Annotated in this window: 20 protein-coding genes; 7 read left to right on the top strand and 13 right to left on the bottom strand. The window is 70.7% G+C overall.

Annotated elements, in window-relative coordinates; genetic code table 11:
* Nucleotides 1-36: 36 nt before the first annotated feature.
* From ACQEUX_RS24475 to ACQEUX_RS24500, 6 genes are all read right to left on the bottom strand, one after another.
* Nucleotides 37-1,599, bottom strand: coding sequence for a fused MFS/spermidine synthase (locus ACQEUX_RS24475; RefSeq protein WP_433052685.1), 1,563 nt, complete (start codon nt 1,597-1,599; stop codon nt 37-39).
* A 36-nt stretch (nt 1,600-1,635) separates the two neighbouring features.
* On the bottom strand, nt 1,636-2,610 hold the full coding sequence (locus ACQEUX_RS24480) for a coiled-coil domain-containing protein (RefSeq protein ID WP_433057101.1): 975 nt from the start codon (nt 2,608-2,610) through the stop codon (nt 1,636-1,638).
* Nucleotides 2,611-2,845: 235 nt separating this feature from the next.
* Nucleotides 2,846-3,655 carry an inositol monophosphatase family protein gene (locus ACQEUX_RS24485; protein WP_433052688.1) on the bottom strand — a complete coding sequence of 270 codons (810 nt, stop codon included), beginning with the start codon at nt 3,653-3,655 and terminating at the stop codon, nt 2,846-2,848.
* Complete coding sequence (locus ACQEUX_RS24490; RefSeq protein WP_433052691.1) at nt 3,648-4,100, bottom strand: response regulator; 453 nt, start codon at nt 4,098-4,100, stop codon at nt 3,648-3,650. Before ACQEUX_RS24490 ends, ACQEUX_RS24485 begins: the two co-directional genes overlap by 8 nt.
* The gene (locus ACQEUX_RS24495; protein WP_433052694.1) at nt 4,097-5,833 is read right to left on the bottom strand and encodes a sensor histidine kinase; all 1,737 of its coding nucleotides are present in this window, start codon (nt 5,831-5,833) and stop codon (nt 4,097-4,099) included. Before ACQEUX_RS24495 ends, ACQEUX_RS24490 begins: the two co-directional genes overlap by 4 nt.
* Complete coding sequence (locus tag ACQEUX_RS24500) at nt 5,830-7,029, bottom strand: PP2C family protein-serine/threonine phosphatase (protein WP_433057103.1); 1,200 nt, start codon at nt 7,027-7,029, stop codon at nt 5,830-5,832. The genes ACQEUX_RS24495 and ACQEUX_RS24500 overlap by 4 nt, the downstream gene beginning before the upstream one ends.
* A 289-nt stretch (nt 7,030-7,318) precedes the next feature.
* On the opposite strand from ACQEUX_RS24500, the gene ACQEUX_RS24505 reads away from it, so the two are divergent.
* Nucleotides 7,319-9,739 carry a M28 family peptidase gene (locus ACQEUX_RS24505; protein ID WP_433052697.1) on the top strand — a complete coding sequence of 807 codons (2,421 nt, stop codon included), beginning with the start codon at nt 7,319-7,321 and terminating at the stop codon, nt 9,737-9,739.
* Nucleotides 9,740-9,828: 89 nt separating this feature from the next.
* On the opposite strand, the gene ACQEUX_RS24510 is transcribed toward ACQEUX_RS24505, so the two are convergent.
* Nucleotides 9,829-10,317: a hypothetical protein gene (locus ACQEUX_RS24510; protein WP_433052700.1), complete on the bottom strand. Its 489-nt coding sequence runs from the start codon at nt 10,315-10,317 to the stop codon at nt 9,829-9,831.
* A 280-nt stretch (nt 10,318-10,597) separates the two neighbouring features.
* Between ACQEUX_RS24510 and ACQEUX_RS24515 the strand changes: the two genes are divergently transcribed.
* On the top strand, nt 10,598-12,748 hold the full coding sequence (locus tag ACQEUX_RS24515; protein ID WP_433052703.1) for a tetratricopeptide repeat protein: 2,151 nt from the start codon (nt 10,598-10,600) through the stop codon (nt 12,746-12,748).
* Nucleotides 12,749-12,774: 26 nt separating this feature from the next.
* Here ACQEUX_RS24515 and ACQEUX_RS24520 read toward each other — a convergent pair whose 3' ends face one another.
* The gene (locus tag ACQEUX_RS24520; protein ID WP_433052706.1) at nt 12,775-13,716 is read right to left on the bottom strand and encodes a threonine/serine dehydratase; all 942 of its coding nucleotides are present in this window, start codon (nt 13,714-13,716) and stop codon (nt 12,775-12,777) included.
* 16 nt (nt 13,717-13,732) lie between these two features.
* Nucleotides 13,733-14,533, bottom strand: coding sequence for a 2OG-Fe(II)-dependent halogenase WelO5 family protein (locus ACQEUX_RS24525; RefSeq protein WP_433052709.1), 801 nt, complete (start codon nt 14,531-14,533; stop codon nt 13,733-13,735).
* Nucleotides 14,534-15,082: 549 nt separating this feature from the next.
* Here ACQEUX_RS24525 and ACQEUX_RS24530 point away from each other — a divergent pair.
* Nucleotides 15,083-15,817 (top strand): hypothetical protein, encoded by a 735-nt coding sequence (locus ACQEUX_RS24530; protein ID WP_433052712.1) that lies wholly within the window; start codon nt 15,083-15,085, stop codon nt 15,815-15,817.
* A 30-nt stretch (nt 15,818-15,847) separates the two neighbouring features.
* On the opposite strand, the gene ACQEUX_RS24535 is transcribed toward ACQEUX_RS24530, so the two are convergent.
* On the bottom strand, nt 15,848-16,189 hold the full coding sequence (locus ACQEUX_RS24535; RefSeq protein ID WP_433052715.1) for a VOC family protein: 342 nt from the start codon (nt 16,187-16,189) through the stop codon (nt 15,848-15,850).
* A gap of 78 nt (nt 16,190-16,267) precedes the next feature.
* On the opposite strand from ACQEUX_RS24535, the gene ACQEUX_RS24540 reads away from it, so the two are divergent.
* From ACQEUX_RS24540 to ACQEUX_RS24550, 3 genes are all read left to right on the top strand, one after another.
* Entirely contained in the window at nt 16,268-16,822 is a 555-nt protein-coding gene (locus ACQEUX_RS24540) for an LPXTG cell wall anchor domain-containing protein (protein WP_433052718.1), read from the top strand.
* 375 nt (nt 16,823-17,197) lie between these two features.
* The gene (locus ACQEUX_RS24545) at nt 17,198-17,407 is read left to right on the top strand and encodes a hypothetical protein (protein ID WP_433052721.1); all 210 of its coding nucleotides are present in this window, start codon (nt 17,198-17,200) and stop codon (nt 17,405-17,407) included.
* Nucleotides 17,408-17,818: 411 nt separating this feature from the next.
* Nucleotides 17,819-18,928, top strand: coding sequence for a TIR domain-containing protein (locus ACQEUX_RS24550; RefSeq protein ID WP_433052724.1), 1,110 nt, complete (start codon nt 17,819-17,821; stop codon nt 18,926-18,928).
* 554 nt (nt 18,929-19,482) lie between these two features.
* On the opposite strand, the gene ACQEUX_RS24555 is transcribed toward ACQEUX_RS24550, so the two are convergent.
* The 3 genes from ACQEUX_RS24555 to ACQEUX_RS24565 all read right to left on the bottom strand — a co-directional run bounded on the left by ACQEUX_RS24555 (nt 19,483) and on the right by ACQEUX_RS24565 (nt 21,105).
* Nucleotides 19,483-19,737, bottom strand: a complete 255-nt coding sequence (locus tag ACQEUX_RS24555; RefSeq protein ID WP_007465523.1) for a Smr/MutS family protein — start codon at nt 19,735-19,737, stop codon at nt 19,483-19,485.
* Nucleotides 19,738-19,854: 117 nt separating this feature from the next.
* Nucleotides 19,855-20,223: a tetratricopeptide repeat protein gene (locus tag ACQEUX_RS24560; RefSeq protein ID WP_433052728.1), complete on the bottom strand. Its 369-nt coding sequence runs from the start codon at nt 20,221-20,223 to the stop codon at nt 19,855-19,857.
* 111 nt (nt 20,224-20,334) lie between these two features.
* Complete coding sequence (locus tag ACQEUX_RS24565; RefSeq protein WP_433052731.1) at nt 20,335-21,105, bottom strand: ROK family protein; 771 nt, start codon at nt 21,103-21,105, stop codon at nt 20,335-20,337.
* Between the two features lie 62 nt (nt 21,106-21,167).
* Here ACQEUX_RS24565 and ACQEUX_RS24570 point away from each other — a divergent pair, with 62 nt between their 5' ends.
* Complete coding sequence (locus ACQEUX_RS24570; RefSeq protein WP_433052734.1) at nt 21,168-22,805, top strand: ABC-F family ATP-binding cassette domain-containing protein; 1,638 nt, start codon at nt 21,168-21,170, stop codon at nt 22,803-22,805.
* Nucleotides 22,806-22,838 lie beyond the last annotated feature (33 nt).

Below are 22,838 nucleotides of genomic sequence, written 5' to 3' on the forward strand. Positions count from 1 at the left end.
CCTGAAGTATCGGAATCGGTCAGGAATGTCACCCGTTCAGGCGGTCGCGAGCAGTTGGTCCACCGGGGCGTAGTCGTCGGTCAGCACCAGCGCCTCGCCGACGAAGTCCGTCAGGTCCGCGCCGGAGATCAGGCTGACCCCGCGGTCGACCTCCGCCAGCCGGGCGCGCACGGCGGTCAGCGGCAGCGGCGAGTCGGAGGCGACGATGAGGAAGTTGGAGCCCCGCTCCTCGGCCAGCGCCTCCGGCGGGGCGATCAACGCGACGTGCGTGAACTCGGCGGCCACCGTGGCCAGCTCGGCGCGGATGAACCGCAGCGGCGGGTAGTCGATGACGTTCTGCACGTACACGCCACCGGGCCGGGTCACCCGCCGGACCTCGGCGGCCATCTCCCGCGTCGCCAGGTGCCAGGGCACCACCAGGTGACCGAACGCGTCGCCGACCACCAGGTCGCGGCTGTCCGTCGGCTCGTCGGCGACCAGCATCCGGGCGTCACCCACCACCGCCCGCAGCTCCGGTCCCGGGCGTACGCCCAACTCCCGCTCGCCCAGCTCGACCAGCCCGCCGTCGATCTCGAACACCACGTTGTCGGTGCCCGGCCGGGCGGCGGTCAGGTAGCTCGGCACGGTGAACCCGCCACCGCCCAGGTGCAGGGCGTCCAGCCGCTGACCGGCCGGCGCGGCCACATCGGCGACGGCGCCGATCCACTTGGTGTACGCGTACTCCAGGTGCTTCGGGTTCGCGAGGTCCACGTACGAGTGCTGGGCCGAGTTGAGCAGCAGCGTCCGGCCGGTGGGCCGGTTCGGGTCCGACGTGACCCGGGCACAGTGGTACGCCGTCTCGATGTCGCACGGGTTCGGTGCCACGGTGCTGAGCCCCGCCCCGATCAGGCCGAGCACGGCCAACCCGGCCCGGATCCGGGCCGGACCGGGTAGCTCGGTGGGCTCCTGCCGTCGCAGGTACCAGCCGAGGCCGATGCCGACCAGCCCGAGCGCGACCGCCAGTGCCAGCAGAATGACCGTGCTGCGCAGGGCCGCGACCAGCACGAAGCCCGTGAGCAGGGTGGCCGTGATGCCACCCAGGGTGCCGATTCCGGAGAGTCGACCGACCACCTGGCCGGTGCGGCGCAGGTCGGCGAGCTGGAGCTTCACGACCAGCGGGGTGACCGCGGCCAACAGCGCGGCCGGCACGAACACGGCCAGCGAGACCAGCAGCAGGATGCCGCTGGCCGCGCCACCGCGCAGCACCTCCCCGGCGTACCGGACGACGGGCAGGGTGACCGCGGTGGCGATGCCGGCGAGCACCAGCGCCGGTGCCAGCAGGCCCCGTGGGTTGCGGCGGTCGGCCAGCCAGCCGCCGGACCACGCCCCGTAGGCGATCGCGGCCAGCGCTATGCCGATCACCGAGCTGGTCACCTGGAGGGTCACCCCGACGTACGGGCCGACCAGGCGCAGCGCGACGGTCTCCAGCACCAGCACGGCGCCGCTGGAGAAGAAGACCAGGAACGCGGCCAGGCCGTTGGGCAGCGCCCGGCCGGTGACCGGCACGGGTGTGGCCGAGGATGCCGGCGGGGTCGCTACGTCGGGCGGTGGGGAGCTCATCGTCGCGATGGTACGCAGCGAAGCTGGTGCTTCGGGTCAGTACATCGAGAGATGAACATGGTTCGTGTGATCTGCGGCCGGGCTACCACTGCCGCTGTACGAGCGCCACCCGGTGCCGGGGTGCCAGATCTGCCGGTACCAGATCACGTAGAGCACACCCAACCGGCTGGCGTTGCGCACGTGCCAGGCGGCCAGGCTGTCCCCGTACGCCTTGTCGCCGCCGGTCGCCGAGCGGTCCTCGAAGCCGTTCGTGGCAGCCGCGAAGTCGCAGGCCCGACCCTTCGGGTGCTCGCCGCCACCGCCGCTGCGGTGGCAGGAGACGTGCCGCTTGTAGCCGGCCGCCTGGGTCTGCTTGAGCGCGTTGAGGGTGCGCGGGGTGATGCAGCCGGAGGTGGTCGGGTCGTTCACGGAGCAGGATTCCGACGGCCAGGACCCGTCGGGGTTGCGCGGGGCCGGCTTCGCCGAGAGGGAGCTGCCGCCGCTGAAGCCGTTGCTGCCGCCCGAGCTGACCTCGGCGAGCGCCGCCTCGGCCTCCTTCTTCTTCTTCGCCATCACGGCGAGCTGCTTCTGCTGCTCGCGGACCTCGGCGTCGATGGCGACCTTGGCCTGCTTCGCCTGCTGCTGGGCTTCGACGAGATCACGCAGCCGCTTGCTGTCCCGCTGGGCCATCAGGTCGAGGTCGCTCGCGCGTTGCAGGAACGCCTGCGGCGTGGCGGTGTTGAGCAGCATCGACGCCGCGGTGAGCCGGCCGACGCGGTAGGACTGTGCGGCCACCTCGCCAACCTGGGCGCTGAGGCCGACCAGCCGGCCCTCGACCGCGGCCAGCTCGCCGGTGAGCGCCGTCTGCCGGCGCTTGGAGTTGTCCAGTTTGGCTTTGGCCTCGATGTGGCCCTTGGCGGTCAGCTCCAACGCGTCCTGCAGCTTCTTGCTGCCGCCCTCGCCGGGCTCCGCGTACGCGGGCACGGCGGCACCGCCGAGCACCAGCGCGACGCTGGCGAGCAGGGTAAGCAGGGTGCGGCGACCGAGCCGCGTGCTGAGCCTGGTCCTGGGCACGAAAGCGTCCTTCCGTCGACCGCCGGCGCCCGGTGAACCACTGCGCGGCGGCGGTCCCGCCGGCGCCGGTCGGCGGCCTGCTGGCGGAGACCGCCGGTCACGATACCGGACGGTGGGCCGGTGACCAGCCCCCTGACCGCCCGACCGCCCTGATGTCGACAGAGCGTCCCGACACCGTCGCGCAGTGCGCGGATCAGGGGCCGAGGAGGGCGTCGCGCACCTCGGTCCAGACCTGCTCGTTGACGGCGACCAGCAGACCGCGGCCATCGTCGGCGGGGTGGTAGTCGACGCCGTCGAACCTGCGGGCGACACCACCAGCCGCGCGGACCAGCAGGGTGCCCGGGGCGTGATCCCACGGCAGGGTGCGCCAGAACAGGGTGAACTGCTGCTCGCCGGTGAGGATGTCCAGATACTCCCGGCCGGCGCAGTGCTGGCCGGGCAGCAGCTCACCGAGTCGCCGACCGCCGGCACGGACCCGGTCGCGGATCTCCGGCGGCAGGAACCGGGTCATCGCCGCGCCGCGCAGCTCACCGAGCGGCGGCACCGGGACGCCGCCGTGCACCGGACGGCCGTTGAGCAGGGCACCGTCGTCCGCCCAGCCGGCGGCGAGAGTGTCGGCGAGCGGGTCGAGGATCCAGCCGGCGGTCGGCCGCCCGTCGGTCAGCAGCGAGACCATCAGGGCGAACGGCCGACGACCAGCGGCGAAGTTGGCGGTGCCGTCGACCGGGTCGACCAGCCACACGTCCCCACCGTCGCGCAGATGCCGCAGCAATCCCGGATCGTCGGCGACGCCCTCCTCGCCGACCACCATCGAGCCCGGCCGCAGCCGGCGCAACCCCGCCGAGAGCAACTCCTCGGCCCGACGGTCGGCGATGGTGACCACCTCGCCGGGCGCCTTCTCCGACACGTCGGCGTCGTCGAGCTTGCGGAACAGTGGCAGCACGACCTGGTCGGCGGCCTCCCGGAGCAGGTCGCCGACGTCATCGAGCAGGGTGTCAGCCACGCGGCGGCAACTTGACCACGCTGACGAAGAACTCGTCGATCTGACGGACCACCGAGATGAAGCGCTCGAAGTCCACCGGCTTGGTCACGTACGCGTTGGCGTGCAACTGGTAGCTACGCAGGATGTCCTCGTCGGCCTGTGAGGTGGTGAGCACCACCACCGGGATCCGGCGCAGCTCCTCGTCCTTCTTGATCTCTTCCAGCACCTCCCGGCCGTCGCGCCGGGGCAGGTTGAGGTCGAGCAGGATCAGGTCGGGCGCCACCGCGTCGGCGTACTGACCCTCCCGCCGCAGGTAGGCGAGCGCCTCAGCGCCGTCGGAGACGACGGTCAGCCGGTTACGCAGCTTGTGCTCCTCGAACGCCTCCTGCGTCATCAACACGTCACCCGGATCGTCCTCCACGAGCAGGACCTCGATCGGGCACTTGCCGTCCGCCGGCGCGGTCATCCCACCGTCTCCCTCATGTCACCCGTTCTACCGCTTTCCGGCGACTCGTCGGCCCGGTCCGGCCGGTCCGAGCCGGCGGACTGCTCCCCCGGTGCTGCCGGCGCCTCGTTCGAGGGCATCGTGTCGCCCTCCGCCGCCTGCGGCTGCTCCGGCGAGTCGACAGCGGCGGTGGGGACGGGCTCGACGGTCCCGGGAAGCGCCGGCAGGGTGAACCGGATCGCGGTGCCCTCGGGCACATCGGTGTCCACCCAGACCCGGCCACCGTGATATTCGACGATCTTCTTGACGATGGCCAGACCGATGCCGGTGCCCGGATACGCGTCCTTCGAGTGCAGCCGCTGGAAGATCACGAAGATCTTGTCGGCGAACTCCGGCTCGATCCCGATGCCGTTGTCCTGGCAGCTGATCTCCCACTCGGCCCCCACCAGCCGGGCCGAGATGTGCACCTTCGGCGGTACGTCCGGGCGGCGGAACTTGATCGAGTTGCTGACCAGGTTGGCCAGCAGGTTGGTGAGCAGTGGTTCCTCGCCCGAGATCACCGGCAGCTCGGTCCAGGTCAGCTCGGCATCGGCGTACTGCCGGGCGGCCTCGGTCTGGCCAGCCACGTCGCCCATCACCTTGTTGAGGTCGACCTCCGCGAAGCCGGTGGTGAGCCGGCCGATCCGGGAGAACGCGAGCAGGTCGTTGATCAGACGCTGCATCCGCTGCGCGCCGTCGACCGCGAAGGCGATGTACTGGTCGGCCCGCTCGTCGAGTTGCCCGGCGTAGCGGCGCTGAAGCAACTGGCAGAAGCTGGCCACCTTGCGCAGCGGCTCCTGCAGGTCGTGCGAGGCCACGTACGCGAACTGCTCCAGGTCACGGTTGGACCGGGTCAGCTCCTCGGCCTGCTTCTGGAGCTGGCTGTTGACCCACTCGATGCGCTCGCGGGCGGCCCGCACCTCGGCCAGGTCGGCGGCGATCTTCTGACGCATCGCGTCCACGTCCTCGCCGAGCCGAATGAACTCCGGCGGGCCGGCGGTGGCGATGCCGTGCTGGTAGTCGCCCTCGGCGACCTCGCGGACCTGGTCCGCCAGCCCGGTCAGGGGCCGGATCACCATCCGGTCCAGTGAGAGCAGCAGCACCGCACCGGCCACGACCACCACCAGCGCGGCGACGATCAACAGCACGACCAGCAGGTTGCTGCTGTTGCGTACGTCGGTGGCAGCCCGCTCCCGGGCGGCCTGGATCTCCTCCTGGAGGTCGCCCACCGCCGAACGGACCTGGTCGAACTGCTGCCGGGCCTGGTCGGTGACCAACGCCTGGCCAGCACGGGTGCCGCTCTGCTCGGTGGTAACGATCACCGGCTCGGCCACGGACTGCCGCCACTGCCCGGCGCGCTCCTCGACTATCCGCAGCTCCTGACCGATCTGCGGATAGTCGTCGAGCAGCGTTTGCATCGCGGCGACGACGCTCCTCTCCTGGTCGAGCCCCGCACGGTACGGGCTCAGGTCGGCCGGGTCACCGCTGACCGCGTACCCCCGGACCGCCGTCTCCTGGTCGAGCAGCGCGTTGAGCAACTCCTGCGACTGCACCCGCAGCGGGCCGGTCTGGTTCAGGACGGCGTCGATCTGGGTGCGGTTCCGGGCGGCCATCGCCGCCTCAGCGGTAGCCAGGCCGATCAGCAGCACACCCACGACGGTGAGCAGGGTGATGACCCGGCGGCGCAGACTCCAGCCGCCGACCTCCGGCTTCACCGGCCACCACCCCGGTTGACCAGCAGCATGGCCACGTCGTCGGCGAGCGGGCCGCCGTTGAGCTGCTCGGCCCGGCCGACCAGCCAGGCCGGCAGCTCGGGAAGCGACACCGAACGGTTGGCCGGCTCGTCCAGCAGCCCACTCAGGCCCGGCACGTCGAGCCGTTCGTTGCCGGCGCCCACCCGCCCCTCGATCAGGCCGTCGGTGTACATCAGCAGGGACCAGTCATCGGTGTCGAACTCCAGGTCGTAGGCGATCGGCCGGCGAGGTCGTACGCCCAGCAGCCGGCCGCCGGGCGCGGGCACCGGGGCGACCCGGCCGCCGGAGAGCAGCAGCGGTGGCGGGTGCCCGGCCAGTCGGACGGTCGCCCGGTTGGCGTCCAGATCCAGTCTGGTGGTGGCCACCGTCGCGAAGATCTCCTGCAGGCGGCGCTCACTCATCAGCACCTGCTCCAGTGCGGGCAGCACCTCGTCGTCCGGCACTCCGGCAAGCACCAGGGCCCGCCAGGCCACTCGCAGCTCCACACCGAGCGCGGCCTCGTCCACGCCGTGCCCGCAGACATCGCCGACGATCAGGTCGAGACGGTCCGGACGGGTCTGCACCACGTCGAAGAAATCCCCGCCGATCAGCGCGGCATGCCGGCCCGGCCGATAGAAGGTGTGCACCGCCACCTGGTCGGTCGTCATCAGCGGCTGGGGCAGCAGGCCGCGTTCGAGTCGAGCCGACTCGGCCTGGCGCAACTCGACCTCCCGCAGCCGGCGGGCGTTCACGTCGGCGCGCTTGCGCTCCACGGCGTAGCGCAGCGCCCGGGTCAGCAGCACCCCGTCGACCTGGCCCTTGACCAGGTAGTCCTGTGCGCCCTCGGCGACCGCCACGATGCCCAGGTGTTCATCCGAGCGGCCGGTCAGCACGCAGACCGCGGCGCCGCTGGACATCTCCAGCACCTGGCGCAGCCCGTCCAGCCCCTGCGCGTCGGGCAGGCCCAGGTCGAGCAGGACGCAGTCGACGTTGGCGATCCGCTGCCGCGCCTCGCTGAGGCTGGTGGCGACCAACAGCTCGATCATCGAGTTCGTCTCGGCCAGCAGCTCACCGACCAGGAAGGCGTCGCCCTCGTCGTCCTCCACCAGCAGCACCCGCAACCGCTCGCCCGGCGGCAGGTTGGCGTGCCGCGCCAGGCCGCCGTGCGGGTACGGCACGACTGGGGAACCGGCCAAGCCGGCTCCCCGGTTCGGCCGGGTCACCGCCGCGAGACGCGGGAGTTCGCTGGTGATGTCGGGCTCCTTCCGAGTGCCCTGCTGATCCTGTATTAGACAACGGTCGCACACAACACGACGCCTGCGGCGCGGCCGGGATGGGCCCCGTCACTGCCCGTCGGATGACAAACCGGGCGGGCGGTCGAGGCAGGGCGTACCGGCCATCCCATCCGGGTCCGCCGGCGGGCAGGATGGTGCCACGCCAGGCCCCACCACCCCCCGAGGAGTTTCCGTGGGCGCACCGACCACCCCGGCCGCGACGGGCACGCCGGCCCGTCCGACTCCGGCCGTACCCGCTGCCAACCGGGCACTGACCCGGCCTCGCCGCCGGCTCGTGGCCGCCGCGGCGGCCCTGGTCGCGCTGGCCGCCGTCGGCGCCGGCAGCCTGCTCGACCTGCGCACCCCGGCGCCGAAACCGGCGGACGCGCCGGCTGGTGAGTTCAGCGCCGGCCGGGCGTACGAGGACGTCCACGTCGTCGCGGCGCGGTCGCACGTCGCCGGCAGCCCGGCCAACGACCAGGTCCGCGCGCACATCGAGCAGCAGTTGCGCGGGCTGGGCCTGGAGACCGAGGTGCAGGACACGGTGGCACCGGAGGCCGGCCAGCTCAGCGGGGCGGCGGGCGGAGCGACCCTGGCCCGCGTCCGCAACGTGGTGGCCCGGCTGCCCGGCACCGACTCGACGGGCCGGGTGTTCCTGGTCGCCCACTACGACTCGGTGCAGACCGGGCCGGGCGGCAACGACGACGCGGCCGGCACCTCCGCGATCCTGGAGGTGGCCCGCGCGCTGACCACCGGTCCCCGGCCCCGCAACGACATCGTCTTCGTGCTGACCGACGCCGAGGAGGCGTGCCTCTGCGGCGCGTCCGCGTTCGCCGCCAGTCACCCACTGGCGGCCGACGGCGGTGTGGTGCTCAACCTGGAGGCGCGGGGCTCCACCGGGCCGGTGATCATGTTTGAGACGTCCCGGAACAACGCGAAGCTGGTGGACGTCTTCGGCCGTGCCGCCCCGCACTCGGTCGGCACCTCGTTCGCGGTGGAGATCTACCGCGCGCTGCCCAACGACACCGATTTCACCGCGTTCCTGGACCAGAAGTTCGTCGGGCTGAACTCGGCGTACATCGACGGAGGCGCGATCTACCACACGCCGTTGGACACTCCGGCGGCGATGGACCGGGGCAGCCTCCAGCAGCACGGGGACAACGCGCTGGGCCTGGCCCGGGAGTTCGGCGGCACCGACCTGACCGCCCTGCGCTCCGGGCACGACGCCACCTACTTCCCGGTCCCGGGCGGGCTGGTCCGCTATCCGGGCTGGCTCACCCTGCCGCTGGCTCTGCTCGCGGTGGCGGCGGTGGGCGCACTGGCCTGGCTGACCCGTCGGCAGGGCCGGGCCGGCGCGGGTCGGCTCGCCGCCGGCTTCGGGCTGGCCCTGGTGCCGATCGTGGCCGCGCCGGTCGCCGCCCAACTGCTCTGGCTGGCGATCACCACGATCCGGCCGGGGTACGCGGAGCTGCTCGACCCGTACCGGCCGATCTGGTACCGACTGGCCGTGCTCGCGCTCGCCGGCGCCATCCTGTTCACCTGGTACGCGCTGACCCGCCGCCGGATCGGCCCGGCCGCGCTCGCCGTCGGCGGGCTGGCCTGGCTGGCCCTGCTCGGGGTGCTCCTCGCCGTGGCGGTGCCCGGTGGTGCGTACCTCACCACCCTGCCGGCGCTGGCCGGCGCCCTGGGCGGGCTGGTCGCGCTGCGCACCCGGCAGACCGGGCCGTGGCCGGTGGTGGCGGTGACCGCCGCCGCCGCGGTCGGTGTGGTCATCCTGCTGCCCACCGTGGTGCTGCTCTTCCCCGCCCTGGGGATGGCGATGGGCGGCGTGGCCGCGCTGGTCGCGGTGCTGCTCGGTCTGACGGCCCTGCCGGTCGTCGACCTGCTGCACCCGCAGGCCGGCGGCCAGCGCGGCCTGCGGGCGCTGCGGGCCCGACGGCTCGCGATGCTGCCGGCCGGGGCGACCGCACTGGCGGCGGTGGTACTCGCCGGGGTCGGGCTGGGCGTCGACCGGTTCGACGCCGCGCACCCCGCACCCACCCACCTGATGTACGCCATGGACGCCGGCACCGGCCAGGCCCGCTGGCTGAGCCACGAGACCGACCCGCAGCCGTGGACGGACGGCTACGTGGACGGGGTGACCGACGTCGGTGACGACTTCCCCGGGCTCGGTGACGGCGAGCTGCGGGCCGGCCCGGCACAGTCGGCGAACCTGCCGGCACCGAAGCTGGAGGTGTTGGCCGACGCCAGCTCCGGCGGGGAACGCACGCTACGGCTGCGACTCACCCCGCAGCGGACGGCCCGGCTCGCCACCCTGCACGTCGACACGTCGACCGCCACCGTGCTGCGGGCCGAGGTGGCCGGCCGGTCGGTGCCGGTGGACCCCCGCGAGGGGAGGTGGGGCTTCGGGCTGGTCTTCCACGCCCCGCCGACGGACGGGATCGAGGTCACGTTGACCCTGCGGCCGACCGCCGGGCAGGTGGCGCTGCGGGTGATGGACGCCAGTGACGGCCTGGACGCGCTGCCCGGCTTCCGCCCCCGGCCGCCGGCCGTCGGCGTCGTCGGGTCGCACAGCTCCGAGATGCTGGCGGTCGCCCGCACGTATCCCATCTGACGAACAGCCCGGTGGTCCGGCGGTGCGATTCATCCGCCGGACCACCGGCCTTTCCTGGCGACCGGAAATGCCACCTGGCGTCAATTCGGTCAGCCCGCCGGTTCGGGTTGGCCGGCGCCGATTCGCCGCCAGCGATTTCCGTCGTGATCGGTGAAGGTGAGCTCCACCAGAACGGTGTCGGCCGTACGTAACCGGTGCTCCGCCGTGACGGTGACGAAGACGTCGTGAACATCGTGGGCAGGAACCCGGCGGACCTGTTTCGCCGCGGCCAGTCCGACCGGTGGGCCATCCGGATCGTCGGGCGGAACGAGCCGTGCCAGCACCGCCACGTCCAGCACCGGGGCGTCACTCTCGTTGGCGACGGTGACCCGCAGCACCGAGGTGCCCCGAATCTCGGCCACCGCGGAGACCAGCCGGGCCTGAGTGGCCCGGGCCCGCAGGTCGTCGCTGCGGCGGGCCCGGATCTCCCGCCGCAGCCCGAGGTAGACGAAGAGCACGCTGGCGATGGAGCCGACCGCCCCGAACCAGTCCGGTACGGAACCCCAGTCGACCACATCCTGGATCAGCGACCAGTTCATGAGTCCATCGTGGAGGGCCCGGTCGAGCGTCAAGCACGGCGGATCGGCCGGAATCAGCCGCGAAATGGGAATCGTGACACCGATTCCGGTCATCCGGGTGACCTAAACGGAGAGTGTGCAACCCAGTACGGGGATGGATACCCTTGCGGTTGACGTGGCCCGGGCGGCAATCCCTCCGACTGTCCACCAGATGGACAGGATCTTCCGCTGCCGGCCATTGCGATGTCGCCACCGAAGGGGGACCGCATTGACTGCGGACGTTCCACCCGAGGATGCCGGTGTGACCCGGCCAGCGTACGACCGGCCGAGCCGCGTTTCCGTCGACCCACCACTCGGACGCCTGGACAGCGCCCTGCACGGGCGCGAAGACCTGATCGACGAGATCGTGCAACCAGGAGAGGCCGCCGGGGATCGACCCTCGGTGCACATCCTGTGCGGCATGGGCGGCTCGGGTAAGAGCCACGTCGCCCTGGAGATCGCCCGCCGCGCCCGAGCGGACGGCCGGACGGTCTGGTGGGTGCAGGCGGGGCGGCTCAATTCCGGAATGCGCGAGGTGGTCAGCCAACTCGGTGCCTCGGAGAACCAGGTCGACCAGGCCTGGGCCGGGATGATCAGCGCGACCGACCTGGTGTGGCGTTATCTCAACCAGGCCGCGCAGCCCTGGCTGCTGATCTTCGACAGCGCGGACGAGCCCGCCGCGCTCGGCCCCACCGACGGGGTGCTCGCCGACGGCACCGGCTGGCTGCGCCACCCGGAGGCCGACGATGGCATGGTCATCGTGACCACCCGGGACGGCAACCGGGCCACCTGGGGCACCTGGTCGACGCTGCACCAGGTGCGTCCGCTCGATGCCGAGGCCGGCGCGCAGGTGCTGATCGACCGGGCCGGTGAGCAGGCCGGTGACCTGGCCGACGCCCGGGAGCTGGCGCGGGAGCTGGGCGGGTTGCCACTCGCCCTGCGCGCCGCCGGCAACTACCTGCGGTCGGTCAACGCCAGCCCGGTCTGGCGTGGCTCGTCCACCATCACCACCTTCGCCGACTACCAGGCCGCCGTGCAGCGTCGGTTCCACTCACCCCGCCATGCGGACGATGTCGACCTCGACGAGTCGCTCGGCCTGGAGATCGTCCGCGAGGTCGACGACATCTCACTGGACCTGCTGGCCCGCCGTCAGCTCCAGCAGAGCCGGCCGCTGCTCAACGTGCTGGCCTGCCTGAGTATCTCCCCGGTGCCCTACGAGGTGGTGCTCAAGCCAGCCATCCTGGCCAGGTCGCCACTGTTCGAAGGGCTGACCGCCCGCCAACGGGTGAAGGTGCTGGAGGGCATCGGCGACCTTGCCCTGGTCGACTTCGACGTCCAGGAGGACGTCACCGACCCGGCCTTCGCGCACGTGCTGTCGCTGCACCCGCTGGTGCACGCGATGTTCCGCGACCGCGACGAGGTCCGTGAGCAGATCGCCGACTACCACGGGCTGGTCATGAAGCTGCTGCTCGCCGCCACCGAGGGGCAGAACCCGGACTACCCCGCCGACTGGGCCAACTGGGACGTGCTGGTGCCGCACCTGGTCGAGGCCGTGCGGGAATACCTCGCGCCGCAGAAACACAAGCACGACCCCGAGACGGTACGCCGCGCGCTGGAGCTGACCCGACTCACCGCCCGCTACCTCATCGCGGTCGGCCTGCCCGGCTCGGCCTTCGACATCCTGGACCCGATCGTGCGCGGCTGCGCCGCGTACGACCACGACCTGGACCGGCCGCAGGTGCTGGCGCTGCGCCACGAGCTGGGTCGCACCTGGCTGGAGCGCAACCAGCCGGAGATGGCCGACCGGGTGCTCCGGGATGTGATCGCCGACCGCACCAGGGTGCTGGGCAGCGACGACGCCGACACCCTCGCCAGCCGACACAAGCTCACCAAGGCGATCATGGCGCAGCGCCAGTGGCCGGAAGCCGAGCTGGAGCTGCGGCAGATCGTCGCCGCGGAGGACCAGGTCCGCGGCCCGGAGCACTGGGACACCATGATCGTGCGGCACAGCCTGGCGCTGGCCGTGCTCGCCCAACAGCGGGCACCCGAAGCCGAGGAGATGCTGCACGCCATCCTGGAGGTCCGCTACCGGTTGTGGCCGCTCAACCAACCGGAGACCTGGCAGGCCCGGCACACACTGGCCCGCTGCATGCAGGCGCAGGGCCGGCTCGCCGAGGCGGAGGCCGAGCTGCGGGCCACCCTGGCGACCGTGGAACCCCGGCACGCCGACCGCAGCGAGGTGCTCGCCATCCGGTACACCCTGGCCCTGGTGCTCCTGCTCGAGGAACAGGTCGACGCGGCGATCGAGGCGTACGAGCAACTGCTCGCCGACCGGCGGCGACTACTCGGCGACACCCACCTGGACACCCTCCAGGTGGAGCACGCACTGCGCCGCCTGCGCAACGGGGGCTGACCACCGGCCGCCCGGCGACGGCGGGGTCAGTGCGGCGCGGCCGGGCCCAGGTCACTCGGGTCGGTGTTGCCACCACAGATGATCACGGCCACCCGCTCCCCCGCCTGCGGCACGTACGCGCCACCGACCAGCGCGGCCAGCGCGGCAGCGCCACCCAACTCGGCGGCGACCCGCAGCTCGGACCAGAGCAACCGGCGCGCCCGCACCAGATCCTCGTCACGGACCAGCACGGAGACCACCCCGGTCCGGCGGGCGGTGTCGAAAGCGATCTCGCCGATCCGACGGGCACCCAGCGAATCCGTGGCGATGCCCCCCACCTCGATGTCGACCGGCCGACCGACCTTCAGCGCCGAGTGCAGGGTGGGGATCTGCTCGGGCTCGACGGCGACGACGCGTACCGACCCGTCGAACCAACTGGCGATACCCGACACCAACCCGCCGCCGCCGACCGCCACCAGCACGGTGTCGATCCCGTCCACCTGCCGCTCCAACTCCCGGCCGACGGTGCCCTGACCGGCCACCACCTCCGGCTGGTCGTACGCGTGCACGACCAACGCACCGGTCTCCCCGGCGCGCTGGGTGCTCGCCGCCAGAGCCTCGGCGTAGTGCTGACCGACCTGGCGCACCTGGGCGCCCAGACCGGCCAACCGCTGCACCTTCACCGGCGAGGCGGTGACCGGAACGAAGACCTCCGCCGCAACGCCCAGTGACCGGGCCGCGTACGCAACGGCGAGGCCGTGGTTACCACCCGAGGCGGCGATCACCCCGGCCGACGGCAGCGCCCCCTGGAGCATCCGGTTGAACGCACCACGCGGCTTGAACGAGCCGGTGTGCTGGTGCAGCTCCAGCTTGAGACTGAGCTGCCCGGGCACACCCAGGTCGGCGCCATCGACCGCGATGACCGGGGTTCGCCGAACCCGCCCCTCGACCAGGGCCGCGGCCGCCTCGACGTCGCTTCTGTCCACCATGGGAACACGCCCTTCACTACGACCAGAGGGCCAGTCGACCGGCGTCGGTGAGCCCGACGAAACATCCTATGGAGATCCGTCGGCCATCCGTCGCGGGACGCACCGTGTGATAGTGCCGCGGATCAAACAGAAAGCCCTCCCCGAGCGTGGGCCGCAGTGTCAACGACTGCGCGTCGGCGACCACCGACTCGTGGAAGCCGTATCCGCCAGGGATCCGCAGGTCCTCGTCGTGCGGCTGCCAGCGTCGCCGCCACAGCACGGTCTCACCACCGGCCGGCGGCACCCGGATGTAGATGTTGAACGCCAACTGCGCCACCACCTCACCGTCGAGCAGCCGGCCGGCGTACTCCCGGACCGCGTCGTCGAAGTGCACCTGAAGACCGGCGTTGATCTCGCGGACGATGCCGACGTGCATCTCCCGGCCCTGCCGCCGCCCGGGTGCGACGTCCGGCCAGGCGGCCCGGAACGCGGCCAGGCACAGCTCCCGTGGCGCGTCCGCCAGGCTCAGCGTCGACCAGCTCTTCTCGGCCGCGCGGGCCGCGTCCCAGTAGTCCTCGCGGAGTTCACCGGCGACCCGGTGATCGTTGATGGCCGGGCCGAACTTGGCGACGACCGGAAAGACCCGGCTCTCGTCGTAGCGGTCCATGGGCGCGTCGGCGAGGGCGGCGGTGATCGCGTGGCAACGGGCCGCGGACAGCAGCCCCGGCACCCGGACGGCGGCCAGCCGCCCCGCGATGAGCCCGGCCACATCCGCACGGGTGATCGAATCGGATTCGACGGCGACGAACAACGGATCGGTCCTGCTCGAATGCTGCACGGCGGTCCTCCCGTAGCGAAGATCCCTCACCGGACATGTCGCGCCCCCCGATCCGCGCACCGTGCAATGTACAAACCTCCAGCAAGGCCGGGTTTCCGCAGTTCCGGGCGGGGTGGCGCGGGCGTCGCTACCATCGGCGCAACCGGGGTACGCGACACCGAGCCGTACGGCGAGCGCTTTCCACCGATCGGAGAATGGTGACGGCTCCCGGCGTGACGGATGATGCGAATAGTTCGAACGCTGACGAGGAGTTCGATTATGGCTGGCGCCGGCCCGACTGATCTTGACATGCACGTCGACCGCCTGGAAATGGCGCGTCGAATAGCCCGGGAAATGATCGAGTCCGACCATCAGGCACTGGAGCTCGCCGTCCGGCAGCGCCCGCAGTGCTGGTCCCGACGCCCGTCCGGCCACGGCTCCCGCCCGGACGCAAAGACCTACTGACCGATCACCTCCAGCGGCTCGGCCGGCTACCCCGGGCGCTTCGGCGTTCAGGGTCGACCGATCGGCCAGCAGGTCCTGCGATCATCGGCTCGTATGGTCACGGGCATGATCGCCAAGGTTTCCGCTGCCACCGTGCGCCACCGGCACCTCGTCCTGGTGCTCGGGCTTCTGGTGACCGGCGTGAGCGCCGCGACCCTCGGGTTCGCGCCCACCCTGGGGCCACGCCTGTTCCGCCTCCTGTTCGTCCTCGCCCTGGCGGCCCTGATCCTGGCGATCATCGTCATGGGGGTCCGTCCGGCCTATTTCGTGGTGCAGCCGCACATTCCGGCCTTCGCCACACCCGGACCGGCGTGGACGGTGTTCTTCGCCCTGGGCTTCCTCGGGCCCGCGTCGGCCTACCTCGGCGCATTGGTGCGCTCGACCAGGCAGGGCACTGTGTCGACGTTCGACGTGGTTATCGATGTCGGCTGGGTCGTACTGGGCGCGCTGGCGACGGCTCGGGCGTGGCGGGCTTACGGGGTGCGGCTCCACCCGCACGGGGTACGGCAGACCTGGGCTCTGGGCTCGATCACTGTGCCGTGGGAGGCCCTGCGGGCCCCACAGATCCCCCCGGCCGCCGACCGCCCCACGTGGCTCCGGATGAGCGTCGCGGAACCTCAACTGGTCGTGCGGCGTGGCCTTCCGTGGAGCCGGGGCGCTTTGCGGACGGACAACGTCGACGCGGGATTTCTCGCCGCTGTCATCGGGCACTACGTCAGTCACCCCGAACACCGGGCCGCGATCGGCACTCAGGTCGAATACGAACGACTTCGCGCCGAACTGCCCGAGCGAGACGGCTGAAACCGGCCTGATCAGCTTCGCCGGCCTCCGTCAGACCGGCTCGCCGCCGAAGCCGATCTCGTTGCCGTCCGGGTCGCGGAAGGTGGCCTTGCGAACGCCGTTGTCGTAGGTCTCGCGCCCGGCCGGCTCCAGGCCGCGCTCGGCGATCTGGGCGATACGGGCGTCGAAGTCGCTGACGAAGACGGTGTGCATGGCGTGCCCGGCATGGTCGGGCCGCACCTCGATGAACACGTACCGGTGCTCGGCGAGTTCCCACACCGCCTCGGTGTCGTTCGGTAGGAACGACGGCGGGGCACCGAGGAGTCGCTCGTACCAGGCCGCCGCGGCGGCGTAGTCGCGAACGGGGATGCCCGCGAACAGATCTACGGTCATGACGCCATGCTAGGGGATCGACCCCCGGAGGATCAGAACGATGACGGTCGCCCTGGTGCGGCACCCGACCTTACGGCGATGCTGGCCCTCCGTTCCGCAACGGTGCCGCTGAAGGTCGGCTACGTCAACAACGGCCCGGCGGCTGTCAGCATCGACGGAGTCAAGGATGTCCGGACCCGGACCCTGCTCTCGCTGCCGAGTGGCGTCACGGCCGTACGCGTTCCGATGACCTGCTCGAGCTACGGCGAGTGGGTGCCTGGAAAGCTCGGCGCCAAGGAGTACCGCTGCGGCGAGAACAAACGCCTGGCGCAGGGCGAGAAAATCGAGTACGAGTTCGAGCTGCGCCTGGACGAGGCCGGCACCCGGGCCGCCCAGGTGCGGCTGACCTTCGACACGGGCGTGGATCTCAACCCAGCCAACGACAGTGCGACGATCACCATCATCGCGAGCGCTGACGGCGGGAGCGAGATTCCCGGTGGGGATGACGGCCAGGGAGGCGGGGACACCGATGGCTCGCTGCCGATCACCGGTGCCAAGGCCGGCCTGACCGCCGGCATCGGTGGCGTACTGCTCGCCGCCGGTGCTGCGGGCTTCGTGGCGGCCCGCCGCCGCAAGACCCGCTTCGTCGCCTGATCTACTCCCTGCACCAACCGTGCCCCGTCGACCTCAGGTCGGCGGGGCACGGGTTCGCCCTCATGACCTGCCGTGACTCTGTCCCGGTCGTCGTTCAATGATCCTGGCAGCGGTCTGAGACGCAGGTCAGAGGCTATGTCGCCGCTATTTCCAGCGGTATTGATCCAGGGCAGGGGCGTAGTCGATCAAACCAGACGACCTGTCCTCTGAGCTGCCGCTAGACCTGGCATGCGTGGCCAACGATGGTCACTGCTGGCCCTCGTTAGGCGGCCTGAAAACGGCATGATCTTGGGGTGGTCCCGTCGGGCAGCAGGCGAACCGACGCTGGGAGTTCGGGGCCGCCGTTAGTTCGGCTCCTTCACTATCGTGAGCGACATGGATCTCCGGTACACCCGCAGCGGATCAACCCGAGTCGGCGGCAACGTAGCGCTTGGAGCCGGTCTGCTGATCGCTCTGCTCATGGTCAGTCCGGAGAACCCTCAAACCGGCGGGTACGTCCTGGCCGGCGTGCTCGTGTTGACGGGTGTGGGATTACGAGTCGAAGCAGCGCTCATCGCCTTGCACGAGCAGCGCGGCGGCCAATGATCCAGGGGATTTGAACCCCTTATACCTTCGGTTTAGATAGATCATCTGCTATCGGACGGATCGTCGGGATGGCCTGCACAGCCGTCACCAACACCTCTCGACGTTTGACACGTCTTCTCGGTCCCAGTTGTGCCGGATCTGAGCCCAATGATCTTCGCGAGGCGCTCCTTCTGCGTCCTCCAGCCCTACCGTCGACTGCCGGCACGATGCTTGAGCATCTCAGCCACCTCGCCTCCCGTTGCGATCGAAAGCCGATCACATCGGGGCCATTAGGGCATAATTTCAGCGACACCCCCTCCACTCCCTTGGCCCGCTACCGGTATTGCACGCCACATCCAGCTACTATCTCGCCACTGCTTACCTCGCCCTGGCCATGCGCTAGCAGTAGAACCCGAGCTGGAGGGATGGATCGTGAGTACTTCGGGACCAATTTGTTTCTGGAGCTACACCCATCGGGACAACGAACTTGAGAATGGCCGAATTCGCCGACTGGCTGACTCGATTGCCAACGAGTATGAGCTTCTCACGGGAGAACAGCTCGAATTGTTCGTTGACAGTTCGGCGGTCGCTTGGGGTCAAAAGTGGCGAGACGTCATAGATGACGCGTTGGCGCGAACAGCGTTCTTCATCCCAGTGATCACCCCCTTGTACCTGAGAAGCAGGGAGTGCCGTAAAGAATTCGTTGAGTTCTCCGCTAGAGCGAATAGCGTAGGTGCGAACGATCTCGTGATGCCCATTCTCTACTCGGAAACTCCGGCTGTCGCAGACGAACACACGGACGATGAAATTGCCGTGACAGTAAGAGCAACCCAGCAAGCCGATTGGCGACAGCTGCGGCTGGCCGAGGAGCATTCCGAGCGGTACCGAACAAAAGTTCACGCTCTTGCGAAACGGCTCGTCGAAGTGATGGAGAGCGAGTCGGCAAGGCCCCTCCCGGCTATAGTTGAAGTTAGTGAAGAAGAAATGCCGGGATTCCTCGAAGAAGTGGCAACAGCAGAGGAAAGCGTCGAATCATGGCAAGGAACTCTGGAGGCAGTATGGGCGGAACTCCAGGAAATCATGGCCGCCACAGAGAAGGTGGGCGCGCGGCTCGGACAACCCGGATCGAATCGGGCGTCTGCGCGGGAGCGTCTCATTATCACGCAACAGTACGCCGCCGAAATCGCTGAGCCGAGCGCTAAAGTGAGAGAATTAGGCAACAACTTTTTCCGATCGGTGGCAGAGGCTGAGCCTGGGGTTCGAAGCCTTATCGAAAAGATGCACCTAGAGAGCCAGGTCGACGGTGACGCCGATGAGGTGAATAGCTTCACCGCAACTGTTCGGGGCTTGGCAGACTCGGTTGGCGGGATGGCGAGTCAAATTGAAGGTTTCTTGGAGCAGCTACAAGCAGGCGACTCGCTGTCACGTGCGCTGCGTAAGCCGCTAGGCCATCTGCGAGGCGGCATGAAGGCCATAGCGGACACGCATGCAATAGTCGAGGGGTGGGCAACTATGGCTGAATCGGGAAGCAACGCTAGTTAGCGAGTCCAGCTCAATCGTGGGTGGGGAGCCCTAGCCGGTCTTTCGCTGCGGGCAGAGTAGATCGAGCGAACTGCCACCTCATCCGCCGTCGCGCCCCTCTAGCCATCCTGTCGGCCTTCGTCCGCACACCGGTGGAGTGGGTGGGGCCTGCCCGGTCAAGGTGGAGCACCCACCGTCTGAACGACCTTGACCGGGCAGGCCCCATCCGCTCGGCTCTGCCCGGACGGAGGTTGTCGGGATGGCGCCAACCATCCTGGAGTGCCCGAGCGCCCCGCCGGAGGCACGCCCTGGTCGTCGTCTTCAACACCGAAGCCCCGGATCTGCCACCCATCATGGCGGCCCGGGGCTTCTTCGTGTGTCGCGCCGCCGGCGGGCTACCACCGACGCGCTGGCGGCCGAAGGCCAGAGGCGCGGCGGCGGGCCATCGGCCCGGCCCTGGTTCGGCGGCGCGAGCGGCCTGCGAAGCGGGCCGCCTTGACGGCCTGGACACGGCATGATCATGGTTCAACGGCCCTGGAAGCGACCGGAGCCGCAGGTCAGAGGCTATGGCGTCGCTACTTCCAGCGGAAGTGGACGAAGAGTCGGCCGAAGTTCTTCGAGTCCTTCTCCACGCGGTGGTAGAGCTGCTTGACGTCCTTCTGGTCGAGGAACCGCAGCACCCGCTTCTTGAGCTGCCCGGACCCCTTGCCGGGGATGATCTCGACGAGGGTGGCCTTCTTCGCCACCGCCTCGTCCATGATCCCGCGCAACGCGCGGTCGATGTCCTGGCCCTTGTTGAAGATCTCGTGCAGGTCCAGCTTGAGCTTCATGCCGCAGCCCCCGGCCGGTCAGGTCCCATGTCCGCCATCCTAGGCACGCGCCTCGGCCTGCCCGACGACGACGGGGCGGCCCCGAAGGGCCGCCCCGCACGCGTCACCGGGTCAGGCTCAGCGCCTGCCGCCCAGACGGGTCTCCACCCGCTCCAGCGCCATCCGGTAGTCGTCGTTGGCCGCGTACATCGCCGCGGCGATCCGCAGGTGCCGCAGCGCGTCGGTGTGTCGGTTCAGCCGCTCCAGCGTGCGACCGAGCACGTGGTGCGCGTAGTGGTCGCTCGGGTCCCGGTCGACCAGCTCGCGCAGCTGCTCCTCGGCCCGGTTGAGCTGGGCCGACTGGAAGTATGCCCGGGCCAGCAACTGCCGGACCGCCGTGTTGCCGGGCTCGGCGTCGACGATTGGCTCCAGCAGCCGGGCTGCCCCGCTCGGGTCACCGGTCTCGAAGAACATGGTCGCCCGCCGGTAGTCCGCCAGAAGATCCATCTGCCCACCTCCTCGGGTCGCACCGTCACCTGTTCCGACGCTGGCACAACACCTGGCGTTTGGCGACTGTTCCCGGGAGTCGAGATCGGGTCAGTTCCGGCCGCGACAGGGTCAGGTACGGGCGTCCCGGCGTCCGGCGGACAGCTCCCAGGCGCGGACACCGCCGACGATTCCGGCGGTGTTCGGCACCACCACCACGTCGTCGCCCATCCGCGCCAGCTGCTCGGGCCGGATCAGTCGGGAGTTGCCCCCGCCCAGGTAGAGCCGGTCCCAGCGGAACACCGGGCGGAGCCCGTCCACCACCTGCCGGATCCGTCGGGACCAGAAGGCGTCGCCGAGCCGGCGGCGTTCCGGCTCGCCCACGTACGTGTCGTAGGTGGTGCCCCAGCGAACCGGGGCGTGCGACAGCTCCAGGTGCGGCGCGAGCACCCCGCCGTCGAAGAGCGCGCTGCCCAGCCCCGTCCCGAGGGTCAGCACCAGCTCGCAGCCGGTGCCGGCGACCACCCCGGCGCCATGCACCTCGGCGTCGTTGAGCACCAGCGCCGGCACCCCGAACGCGTCGGCCAGCGCGCCCCGCGCGTCCCAGCCGGACCACTCGGCGACCAGGTCCGGGTCGATCCGGGTGCGTGGGCCGTTGCGGGTCACGTAGTGCGGTGTGGTGACCACCACCCCGTGCCGGATCATCCCGGGTACGCCGACCGTCAGCCGGTCCGCGACCGGCAGCCGCCCGCCCAGATCCAGCAGGGTCCGGACGAACAGCGCGGGCGGCAGCGGGTACGGGGTCGGCACCCGCAGCGGCCGGGCCCGCATCGTCCCCGCCTCGTCGAGCACGGACGCCTTGATGCCCCCGCCGCCACAGTCGATCGCCAGTGTGGTCACCACGTCGTTGAGTCTGCCCGCTGCCGTCCGCACGTATGCGAGCAGCCGGATAGGCTGCCGTCCTGATGAGCGCCACGATGATCGTCAAGGACCTGGCCGCCGGGCACGGGGACCGCCCACTTTTCGCCGGATTGGATCTGGTGGTCGCCCCCGGTGACGTGGTGGGCCTGGTCGGGCCGAACGGGGCCGGCAAGTCGACGCTGCTGCGTACCCTCGCCGGATTGTTGCCGGTCGAGGCCGGCACCGTGCGGCTCAGCCCGCCCACCGCGAGCGTCGGGCACCTGCCGCAGGAGCCGGAACGGCGGCCCGGCGAGACGGTACGCGGCTTCCTGGCCCGGCGGACCGGAGTGACCGCCGCGCAGGCGGCGTTGGACGCGGCGACCGAGGCGCTGACCGCCGGGGCGGCGGGCGCCGACGACGCGTACGCCGACGCGCTGGAGCGGTGGCTCGCCCTCGGCGGCGCGGACCTCGACGAGCGCGCCGAGCAGGTGAGCGCCGACCTGGGGCTCGCGGTCGACCTGGACCACCCGACGACCGGATTGTCCGGCGGCCAGGCGGCCCGGGCCGGGCTCGCGTCGCTGCTGCTCAGCCGGTACGACGTGTTCCTGCTCGACGAGCCCACCAACGACCTGGACCTGGCCGGGCTGGAGCGGCTGGAGGAGTTCGTCACCGGGCTACGGGCCGGCACGGTGCTGGTCAGCCACGACCGTGAGTTCCTCCTCCGCACGGTGACCCGGGTGCTGGAGCTGGACCTGCCGCAGCAGCAGGTGCACCACTACGGCGGTGGCTACGCGGCCTACCTGGAGGAGCGCGAGGTGGCCCGCCGGCACGCCCGCGCGGACTTCGAGGAGTACGCCGACACCAAGGCCGGGCTGGAGGCGCGGGCCCGCACCCAGCGTGGCTGGATGGAGAAGGGCGTGAAGAACGCCCGCCGCAAGGCCACCGACAACGACAAGATCGGCCGCAAGTTCCGCAGCGAGTCGAGCGAGAAGCAGGCCGCCAAGGCCAAGCAGACCGAGCGGCTGATCGAACGGCTCGACGTGGTCGAGGAGCCCCGCAAGGAGTGGGAGCTGCGGATGGAGATCGCCGCCGCGCCCCGCGCCGGCGCCGTCGTGGCCACGCTGCGCGGCGCGGTCGTACGCCGGGGCGGCTTCACCCTCGGCCCGGTCGACCTCCAGATCGACTGGGCGGACCGGGTCGCGGTGACCGGGGCGAACGGTTCGGGCAAGTCGACCCTGTTGGCCGCGCTGCTCGGGCGACTGCCGTTGGACGCCGGCACCGCCTCGCTCGGGCCCGGCGTGGTGGTGGGGGAGGTGGACCAGGCGCGCGGGCTGTTCCTCGGCGACGCGCCGTTGATCGACGCGTTCCAGGCGGCCGTACCCCACATGTCACCGGCGGACGCGCGGACCCTGCTGGCCAAGTTCGGGTTGCGCGCGGCGCACGTGCCCCGACCGGCGGCCACCCTCTCCCCCGGTGAGCGGACCCGGGCGGCGCTGGCTCTGCTCCAGGGCCGGGGAGTCAACCTGCTGGTGCTCGACGAGCCCACCAACCACCTGGACCTGCCCGCCATCGAGCAGCTCGAATCGGCGCTGGCCAGCTACCCCGGAACGCTGCTGCTGGTCACCCACGACCGGCGGATGCTGGCCGCCATCGAGACGAACCGCCGGCTCCGGGTCGATGCCGGGCGGATCGCCGAGGATTGATCCGTGCCGGCGGGCCACCGCGGGGTGAGAATG

It is taken from the genome of Micromonospora sp. CA-259024 (assembly GCF_050936255.1).
Lineage (GTDB): Bacteria > Actinomycetota > Actinomycetes > Mycobacteriales > Micromonosporaceae > Micromonospora.